At 78.0% G+C, this 9,866-nt stretch carries 3 protein-coding genes; all 3 read right to left on the bottom strand.

Features of this window, described 5'->3' with window-relative positions:
- Positions 1-2,435, bottom strand: a 2,435-nt coding sequence (locus ACFXAM_RS35525) for an ATP-binding protein (RefSeq protein WP_380297683.1), incomplete at its 3' end; no start/stop codon positions are given.
- Positions 2,436-2,662: 227 nt separating this feature from the next.
- Positions 2,663-3,415 carry a thioesterase II family protein gene (locus tag ACFXAM_RS35520; protein ID WP_380297681.1) on the bottom strand — a complete coding sequence of 251 codons (753 nt, stop codon included), beginning with the start codon at positions 3,413-3,415 and terminating at the stop codon, positions 2,663-2,665.
- A gap of 50 nt (positions 3,416-3,465) precedes the next feature.
- Positions 3,466-9,866: type I polyketide synthase (locus tag ACFXAM_RS35515; RefSeq protein ID WP_380297679.1), on the bottom strand; the 6,401-nt coding region annotated here is incomplete at its 5' end.

The raw sequence follows: 9,866 nt of genomic DNA, 5'->3' as shown, positions 1-9,866 counted from the left end.
GCCACCGCCGGGCGCGTGCGGCCCGCCGCCAGCAGCGCGCGCCCCAGGTCGGCGCAGGCGTCGGCGCGCACCAGCGGACGGGGGCTCGCGCCGAGCAGGTCCACGGCGTGCGCGAGCACGGCGGGGTCGTTCGCCACCAGCCCGCGGGCCTGCGCCGCGAGGCCGGTGGCCGTCGGCACGGCGGGGTTGCGGTCCGCGTGGGCGGCGGCCTGGGCGGCGAGGTCCTCGGCGAGCTCCCGCTCCCCGGCGCGCAGGGCCAGGCGGGTGGCGAGGGCCACCGAGTTGCGCAGGATCCGCCAGCGCATGAAGGGGCCCTGCCGCTGCACCAGCCGGATCCGCTCGGCGGCGAGCCCGGGGTCGCCGTCGGCCCCGGCGTGGACGGCCTCCAGGAAGCCCACCGCGGCGGTGTTGCCCGCGTTCGGCTTGGCCGCCAGCCGTTCCCGGGCGGCGGCCAGCTGCTCCCGCGCCGCCTCGCGCTCACCGCGCAGCAGCGCGATCCGGGAGCGGAGCACCCGGCCGTTCACCTGCTGGACGCGGATCCGCAGCTCGTCCTCCAGCCGTTCCATGGTCACCAGGTCGGCCTCGGCGTCGTCGAGCCGGCCGAGGCCGAGGTCGTGCTGGCCCTGGGCCCACGCCAGCATCGTCTGACGTGCCGTCCCGGTGTCGGCCCCGCCCAGGAGCAGCCGTCCGGCGGTCCCGAAGTCGTCCAGGTGCAGGTGCGCGACGACCTCCTCGGGCAGGAAGGCCGGGTCGAGGGCGCTCAGCGCGGCGAACCGCTCCAGCGCGGTGGCGCTCTCCCCCGCGTTCTGGGCGATCTCGCCGAGCGCGGACAGCGCCAGGACGTGCGCCTCCCGGTCGCCGGTGGCGGTGGCGGCCCGCAGCGCGGCCTCGCCGGCCTCGCGCGCCGCGACCAGGTCCGGTTCCCGGGACAGGGCCAGCGTGCGCAGGGCGGCCAGCCTCGCCCCGACCTCCGGGGCGGCGGCGCCCGTGGCGAGGGCGGCCTCGGTCCGGCGGCGCAGTTCGCCCGCCTGGTCCAGCTCCCACAGCGTGCCGCCGAGGGCGGCCTGCAGCCGGCCGAAGGCCTCCAGCGGCGGCCGCTCGGCCAGCAGTCCGTCCCCCGCGGCCAGGGCCTGCCGGCTCCGGCCCGCCCGGGTCAGGCAGCGGACGGCCTGCTCCCCCACGGCGAACCGGAGCGGGCCCGGCGAGGGGGCGAGCTCCAGGGCGCGCGTCATGAGGTCGGCCGCGAGCTCCGGCGTGACCGGCAGCACCTCGTCGGCCGCGCGCCGCAGCAGCAGCACGGCCTCCTCGTCCCCGGGCAGCGCTCCCCGGAGGACGTGCGGCACCGCGTCGACCGGCCGGTGCCCCGCCGCGACCAGGCTGCGGGCGGCCTCCCGGTGCAGGGCCTTGCGGGCCGACGGCGGGATGTCGGCGTAGACCGCCTGGCGCAGCAGGTCGTGCCGGAACACCAGCCGGTCGCCGTCGTCGTCCAGGAGCCCGGCGCGCAGGGCCTCCTCCAGCGCCGGGACGAGGGTGGCGGCGGGCCGGCCGCAGAGCGCGGCGGCGGCGTCGAAGCCGAAGCCGCGGCCCAGGACGGCTCCCATCTGGAGGAAGCCCAGGGTGTCCGGCCCCAGGGACTTGAGCCGGCCGCGCACGCCCACCACCAGGCCCGGCGGCACGGGCTGGTCCGGCGGCACGGGCTGGTCGGGCGCCTCGGCCTCGCGCAGGCCCCTGAGCATCTCGACCGCGAGGAAGGGGTTGCCGCCCGCTCCGTCCAGCAGGTCCCGCACCGCTGCGTCGACCGGCGTGCCGAGCGTGTCGCGGGCCAGCCGGCCGATGGCCTCGCCGGACAGCGGGCCCAGCCGGACGGTGACCGCCGGGAGGTTCCCGGCCGCGGCGGCGACGATCTCCTCCGCCGGGGCGGCGGGCGCGCGCCGGCCGGTCAGCAGCCAGAGCACCGGCGAGGTCCGCAGGCGGGTCGGGAGCTGTTGCAGGGCGAAGCGGCTCAGCGTGTCGGCCCACTGCACGTCGTCCAGGCCGACCAGGACCGGCATGCTGTCCGCCCGGGCCTCGATGGCCTCCGCGAGCCGTTCCACCAGCCAGATCCGCTGGTCGTGGTGGCGGGCGAGGCCGGCGAAGTCGTCGCCGGACAGCAGCGGCCGCTCGCCGTGCAGGACGGAGGTGGCCAGCGACGAGAGCGGCACGATGTGGTGCAGTTCGTCGGCCTTGCCGACGCCGGCCGAGAAGCCCGCCGCCCGGGCCCTGGAGACGGCCTCGGCGAGGAGCGTGGTCTTGCCGATGCCCGGTTCGCCCTGGATCAGGGCCAGCCCGCCGCTCCCGGTGCGGGCGACCGACGCGATCAGCGCGGTGAGCTCGGCCAGCTCGGCCTCCCGGCCGCGCAGACCGCTGCGGGACAGTGGACCGTCCGCTCCCGCCATCTCCGACTCGTCCCGTCCGCGCTCGCCCGCCGGAACCGGGTCCCGCCCGGTCCCCGGAGAGTCTACATACCCGGCCCCACCGCCCTGACCTGGGCAATCGCGGCCCGGGGGGGATGCCGGGCGCGCGGGCGGCACGGGCAGTGGCGGGCAGCGGCGGGACGGGTGCGCCGGCCCCGGGGCGGGTGTCCGCCGCTCCGGGGCCGGCGCGTCCGCGCGGGCCGGGACGCTCAGCGGGCGGTCAGCCGCGCGGTCACCGCCTCGATGACCGCGGCCTGGTGGTCGGCCAGGTAGAAGTGGCCGCCGGGGAAGACCCGCAGGTCGAAGGGGCCCTCGGTGTGGTCGGCCCAGGCGGCGGCCTCGGCGACGGTGACCTTGGGGTCGTCGTCGCCGACCAGGGCGGACAGCGGGCAGCGCAGGGCCTCGCCGGGCTCGTAGGCGTAGGTCTCGGCGGCCCGGTAGTCGGCGCGGGTGGCGGGCAGGATCATCCGCAGGATCTCCTCGTCCCCCAGCAGCCGGTCGTCGGTGCCGCTCAGCTCGCGGATGTCGGCGATCAGGCCGTCGTCGTCGCGCAGGTGCACCGTCTCGACGCGGTGGGTGGAGGGGGCGCGGCGCCCGGAGGCGAACAGGCCGGCCGCCACCAGCCCCTTCTGCCGCTCCAGGCGCCGGGCGACCTCGAACGCCAGGGTGGCGCCCAGGCTGTGGCCGAAGAAGGCCAGCGGCCGGTCCGTCCAGGGCAGCAGCGCGGCGAGGACCTGGTCGGCGAGGTCGGGGACGTTGTCGACGAGCGGTTCGGCACGGCGGTCCTGACGTCCGGGGTACTGGACGCACAGGACGTCCACGGACGGCGGCATCGCCCGGGAGACCGGGAGGAAGTAGCTCGCGGAGCCTCCTGCGTGCGGCAGGCAGACCAGGCGGACCGCGGCGTCGGGGCGCGGGTGGAACCTGCGGATCCACCGGTCGTCGTCAGCGGGACGGTTCACGGGAGTTGTCGCTCCTTGCGTCGTGGGTGGGAGGGGGCTGCCGGCGGCGGTCACGGCCCCACCGGGCCGAGCGCGTCCAGCCAGGCGTCGACCGCCGCGGCGGCCTCGTGGGCATGACGTTCCATCAGGGTGTAGTGGTTGCCGGGCACTTCGACCACGGTGTCGGCGTGCTCGGGGGCGGCGGGGCGGTCGTCGGCGTCCGCCCCGCCCCGGGCCATCCATTCCGCGGCCCGGACGACCAGCGTCGGCGCGGCGGCCCGCGGCGCGTCCCAGTCCTCGAAGATCCTCAGGTAGCCGCCCATCGCGGTGAGCTGGGTGCCCGGCGCGGAGACGAAGCCGAAGCGCTCCGACTGCCCCTCCACCACCGCCGACTGGAAGCGCTCGCCCATCCGCTCGCGCCGGGTGAAGCTGTCCAGCATGACGATCCCCGCCACCGGGCGTCCGAGCCGCTCCAGGTGGCAGGCGACCGCGTGGGCCACCCAGCCGCCCGAGGAGTAGCCGACCAGGACCACCGGCCGGTCGCCCACGCTGCGTTCGATGGCCGTGGCGTGCACCTCGACCAGCGCGGCGACGTCCTGCGGCAGCGCCTCCCCCGGGACGAAGCCCGGCTCGGACAGCGCCCAGATGCCGCGCCGGCCGCCGAACGCGGCGGCGAACCGGGCGTACTGGTGCACGCCCGACGGCGCCATGTACGGGCCCAGGCAGACGAGTTGCGGGCCGTCCGGGTGCTGCGCGAAGGCCACCGGCGCGGGCAGGTGGTCGGCGGCCGACGCCGCGGCGAAGACCGGCCGCAGCCGGGCGGCGGCGGTGACCAGCTCGATCCCCTCCGCCATCCGGCCGAGCTCCCCGGCCCGGCGGTAGAGCGAGACGATCAGGTCCTGCGACTCCGGCTCCGGCTCCGGCCGCGGCTGTTGCGGCGCGTCCGCGGGCCCACCGGCCGGGGCACCGCCGCGCTCAGCCAGCAGGGCCAGCAGCCGCCGCCCCACCTCGGCCGGGGTGCGGTGGTCGAAGGCCAGCGTGCTCGGCAGCCGAAGGCCGCTGGCCCGGCTGAGCCGCTTGCCGAACTCGACGGCGGTGAGCGAGTCGAAGCCCAGCTCCAGGAACACGTGCTGGGCCTGGACCGCCTCCTTCGAGGGGTGGCCGAGCACGGCGGCGGCCTCGCCGCGGACGAACTCCACGATCTCCGAGGCGTGTTCGCCGACCGCCAGGGCGGCCAGCCGGCGCAGCAGCGGAGGCTCGGCGGCGTCGGCGGCGGCGTCCTCGCCCTCCTGCGCGGCGAGCAGCCGGGCGACCTCGGGCAGCTCGCCGATCAGCGGGCTGGGCCGGGCCGCGGTGAAGCCCGGCACGAAGCGCTCCCAGTCCACGGCGGCGACCACCAGCGTGGTGTCCCCGCCCTCCACCGCACGGCGCAGCGCCAGGACCCCCAGCTCGGGGCTCATCGGCTCCAGGCCGCGCGCCCGCAGGCGCTCCCCGGCGGCGGCGTCGACCATGCCGCCGCCGCCCCAGGCGCCCCAGGCGACGGAGGTGGCGGCCAGCCCGCGGGCGCGACGGTTCTCGGCGAGCGCGTCCACGAAGGCGTTGGCGGCCGCGTAGCCGGCCTGGGCGCCGCTGCCCCAGGCCGCGGCGCCGGAGGAGAAGAGCACGAACGCGTCCAGCGGGCGTTCCCCCAGCAGTTCGTCCAGGTGCGCGGCGCCGAGCGCCTTCGCGCCCAGTACGGCGGCGAACTCCGCCTCGGTGGTGTCGGCGAGCAGCGCGGGCGCGCCGCCCACTCCGGCGGCGTGCACCACGGCGCTGAGCGGCGCCAGGTCGTCCAGGCCGGCCACCAGGTCGGCGACCGCCGCCCGGTCCGCGAGGTCGCAGGCGACGAGCGTCACCTTGGCGCCCAGCGCCTCCAGTTCCCCCCGCAGCTGCTCGGCGCCCTCGGCGGCCGCCCCGGCGCGGCCGGCCAGCACCAGGTGCTCGGCGCCGTCGGCGGCGAGTGCGCGGGCGACCTGGCCGCCGATGAAGCCGGTGCCCCCGGTGACCAGCACGGTGCCGCGCACCTGCCAGGGCCGCACGGCGGGACCGGCCGGGCGCGGGGCCCGCACCAGCCGCCGGGCGTACAGGCCGCCGGCCCGCAGCGCGAGCTGGTCCTCGCCGGTGGCGCCGCAGAGCACGGCGCCCAGGCGGCGGAGGATCCGGCCGTCCGTGGCCGCCGCGCCCCCGGGCAGGTCGGGCAGGTCGACCAGGCCGCCCCAGCGGGCGGGCAGTTCCAGCGCGGCGACCCGCCCCAGCGCCCAGACCTGTGCCTGGGCGGTGCCGCGCAGCGGACCGGGGGCGGTGTCGCGGGCGCCGGTGTCGAGGCCGTCGACGGAGACCGCCGCCCGGGTGGCGCACCACAGCGGGGCCGCGAGCCCGGCGTCGCCGAGCGCCTGCACCAGCGTCAGGGTCCGGCCCAGTCCCAGGGACAGGCCCGGATGCCCGGGGTGGGGCCGCTCGTCGAGCGCGAGCAGCGACAGCACCCCGCGCGGGCCGTCCGCGCCGAGGCCGTCGGCCGCCCGGCGCAGCCGCGCGGCCAGCGCCCGGCGGTCCTCGTCGTCCCCCGCGGTCAGCCGGACCACCTCGGCGCCGTGCAGGGCCAGGGCGTTCAGCGCCAGCTCGGCGGCGGGAGCGGGACCGGCCGCCGGCTCCGGCGGCAGCAGCACCAGCCAGCTCCCGGCCGGCCCGGGCGCCACCGGCTCCGGGACGGACTGCCAGGTGATCCGGTAGCGCCAGCCGTCCGCCTCGGACTCCTCGCGGCGGCGCCGGTGCCAGGCGGAGAGCGCGGGCAGGGCCGAGCCCAGCGTGGCGTCCTGCGCCAGCCGCCGGTCCCCGGTCAGCGACGCCAGGTCCTCGTGTTCGACGGCCGCCCAGAACTCGGCGTCCGCCTCCGGGGCCGCCGCTGCGGCGGGCCGGGCGGCCGTCTCCAGCCAGTACCTCCGGCGCTGGAAGGGGTAGGTCGGCAGGTCCGTCTCCCGCGCGTCCCAGCCCGCGAAGACCGCGGACCAGTCGGGCCGCACCCCGTGGGTGTGGGCCTCGCCCAGCGAGATCAGGAAGCGCCGGGCGCCTCCGTCACCGCGCCGCAGGGTGGGCACCACGGCGGGCGGCAGGCCGCGCCGCGCACCGGCGTCCGGCGCCCCGTCCTCCTCGCGGGTGACGGCGTCGACGGTCTCCTGAAGGCCGAACGCCAGCACCGGGTGCGGGCTGACCTCGACGAACACCTGGTGGCCGTCGGCCAGCAACCGCCGCGCGGCCCGTTCGAACTGCACCGGCCGGCGCAGGTTGCGGTACCAGTAGTCGGCGTCCAGCTCGGCGCCCTCGACCACCTCGCCGGTGACGGTGGAGTAGAACGGCACCGCCGGCGCCTTCGGGGTGATCCCGGCCAGCATCCCGGCGAGTTCCTCGCGCAGCACCTCGACCTGGGGGCAGTGCGAGGGGCAGTCCACCCGCACCCGCTTGGCCGCCACCCCCTCGGCCTCGCAGGCGGCGAGCAGTTCCTCGACGGCGTCGAGGTCGCCGGCCACCACCACGCTCTGCGGGCCGTTGACCGCGGCCACGCTCAGGCGCCCCTCCCACCGTTCCAGCCGCCCGGCAACCTCCGCCTCCGGCAGCGGCACCGAGACCATGCCGCCCGGCACCCCGGCCAGCAGCCGGCTGCGCAGCGCCACGATCCGCGCGCCGTCCTCCAGCGACAGCGCGCCGGCGCTGCAGGCGGCCGCGATCTCGCCCTGCGAGTGCCCGACCACGGCGGCGGGCCGCACCCCGCAGGAGCGCCACAGCTCGGCGAGCGAGACCATGACCGCCCAGAGCACCGGCTGGATGACCTCGATCCGGTCGAGTCCTGGCGCACCGGGCGCCTCGCGCAGCACGTCCTCCGCGCGCCAGTCCACGTACGGGGCCAGCGCCCGGGAGCAGGCGGCGACGCTGTCGCGGAACACCGGGGAGGAATCCAGCAGGCCGACCGCCATGCCGGACCACTGCGAGCCCTGGCCGGGGAAGACGAACACGGTCTTCGGCTCGCCGCCCGCGGTGCCGCGCGCCACCAGCCGGTGGGAGCCGCCGGTCGCCAGCGCCTCCAGCCCCGCGGTCAGCTCCGCCCGGTCGCCGCCCACCACGACCGCCCGCTGTTCGAAGGCGGAGCGGGTGGTGGCGAGCGAGTGGCCGACGTCCTGGGGCCGCAGCTCGGGCCGCGCGTGGAGCAGCGCGGCGAGCGAGGCGGCCTGCTCCTCCAGCGCGCCGGCCGTCCGGGCGGACAGCGGCAGGACCACCGCCACCGGTTCCAGCGGTGTCCGCCGCGGTGCGGCGTCGGCCGCCGGGGCCGGGCGGGCGGCCGGGGGTTCCTCGATGATCACATGGGCGTTGGTGCCGCTCATCCCGAAGGAGGAGACGCCGGCCCGGCGGGGGCGGGCGCCCGCGGGCCAGGCCACCGGTTCGGTCAGCAGTTCCACGGCGCCCGCCGACCAGTCGACGTGCGGGGTGGGCTCGTCCACGTGCAGGGTCCTGGGCAGCAGCTCGTGCCGGAGCGCCTGCACCATCTTGATGATGCCGCCGACCCCGGCGGCGGCCTGGGTGTGACCGATGTTGGACTTCAACGAGCCGAGCCACAGCGGCCGTTCGCGGTCCTGCCCGTAGGTGGCCAGCAGCGCCTGCGCCTCGATCGGGTCGCCCAGCCGGGTGCCGGTGCCGTGCCCCTCCACCACGTCGACGTCCGCCGCCGACAGTCCGGCGCTCGCCAGCGCCCGGCGGATCACCCGCTGCTGGGCGGGGCCGTTGGGCGCCGTCAGGCCGTTGGAGGCGCCGTCCTGGTTGATCGCGCTGCCGCGCACCACCGCCAGCACCCGGTGACCGTGGCGCTCGGCGTCCGAGAGCCGCTCCACCAGCAGCAGGCCGACGCCCTCGCCCCAGCCGGTGCCGTCGGCGGCGGCCGCGAACGCCTTGCAGCGGCCGTCGGCGGCGAGCGCGCGCTGCCGGCTGAACTCCACGAAGGCACCGGAGTTGGACATCACGGTGACACCGCCGGCCAGCGCCATCGAGCACTCGCCGTTGCGCAGCGACTGGACGGCCATGTGCAGGGCCACCAGCGAGGACGAGCAGGCGGTGTCCACGGTGACCGCCGGGCCCTCCAGGCCGAAGGTGTAGGAGATCCGCCCGGACACCACGCTGGCCGCGTTGCCGGTGCCCAGGTAGCCCACCACGTCGTCGGAGACCTCCAGGCCGCGCTGGAGGTAGTCCTGGTAGCCGGTGCCGACGAACACGCCGGTCGGGGTGCCCCGCACGGTCGCCGGGTCGATGCCGGCCCGCTCGAACAGCTCCCAGGAGGTCTCCAGCAGCAGCCGCTGCTGGGGGTCCATGGCGACGGCCTCGCGCGGCGAGATGCCGAAGAAGGCGGCGTCGAAGTCGGGCAGGTCGTGCAGGAAGCCGCCGGAGCGCGCGTAGGTGGTGCCCGGGTGGTCGGGGTCGGGGTGGTAGAGCGCGTCCAGGTCCCAGCCCCGGTTGCCGGGGAACACCGACATCGCGTCGGTCTCCCCGGCCACCAGCTGCCACAGCTCCTCGGGGCTGCGCACGCCCCCGGGGAAGCGGCAGCTCATCGCGACGATGGCGATCGGCTCGTCGTCCCGGCCGGCCGTCACGGGCCCGTCCCCGGCGCCGGGGGCGGTGGCCTCGCCCAGCAGGTCGGCGAGCAGCCGCCGCGCCAGTGCGTCGGCCGTGGGGTGGTCGAACACGACGGTGGTGGACAGCTGGACCCCGGTGGCCCGGGTCAGCCGGTCGCGCAGCTCCACTGCGGTCAGCGAGTCGAAGCCCAGCTCCCGGAACGGCCGTCCGGGCTCGACCAGATGGGGGCCGCGCAGCCCGAGCACGGCGGCCGCCTCGGCGCGGACCAGCTCCACCAGGGAGCGTTCCCGCTCGGCGGGCCCGGCCCCGGCGAGGGTGCGGCGCAGCGCGCCGGCCTCCTCGGAGAGGTCGCCGTCGCGCGGGTCCGCGGCCGGCCGCAGGGCCGCCCGGACCTCGGGCAGCTCCGACAGCAGCGGGCTGGGCCGCACCACGGTGAACGCGGGGGCGAACCGCTCCCACGCCACGTCGGCCACCGTCACGGCGCTCTCACCGCGCTCCAGCAGCCCGGCCAGCGCGGCGATCGCGGCGTCCGGCGCCAGCGGCCGCAGGCCCCGGCGGCGCAGGCTGCCGGCCACCTCGGCGGAACCGGCCATGCCCGACTCGGCCCACGGGCCCCAGGCGACGGCGGTCGCCGCGAGGCCCCGGGCCCGGCGGGCCTGGGCCAGCGCGTCCAGGGCGGCGTTGGCGGCGCTGTAGGCGCCCTGGCCGCCCCCGCCCCAGGTCCCGGCGATCGAGGAGAAGAGCACGAACGCGTCCAGCGGACGGTCGCCCAGCAGGTCGTCCAGGTGGGCCGCGCCGGCGGCCTTCGCCGCGACCACGG

Source organism: Kitasatospora sp. NPDC059462, from assembly GCF_042749955.1.
Classification (GTDB): Bacteria; Actinomycetota; Actinomycetes; order Streptomycetales; family Streptomycetaceae; genus Kitasatospora.
The sequence above is the reverse complement of the archived record's forward strand: the minus strand, read 5'-3'. Positions and strand labels throughout refer to the sequence as shown.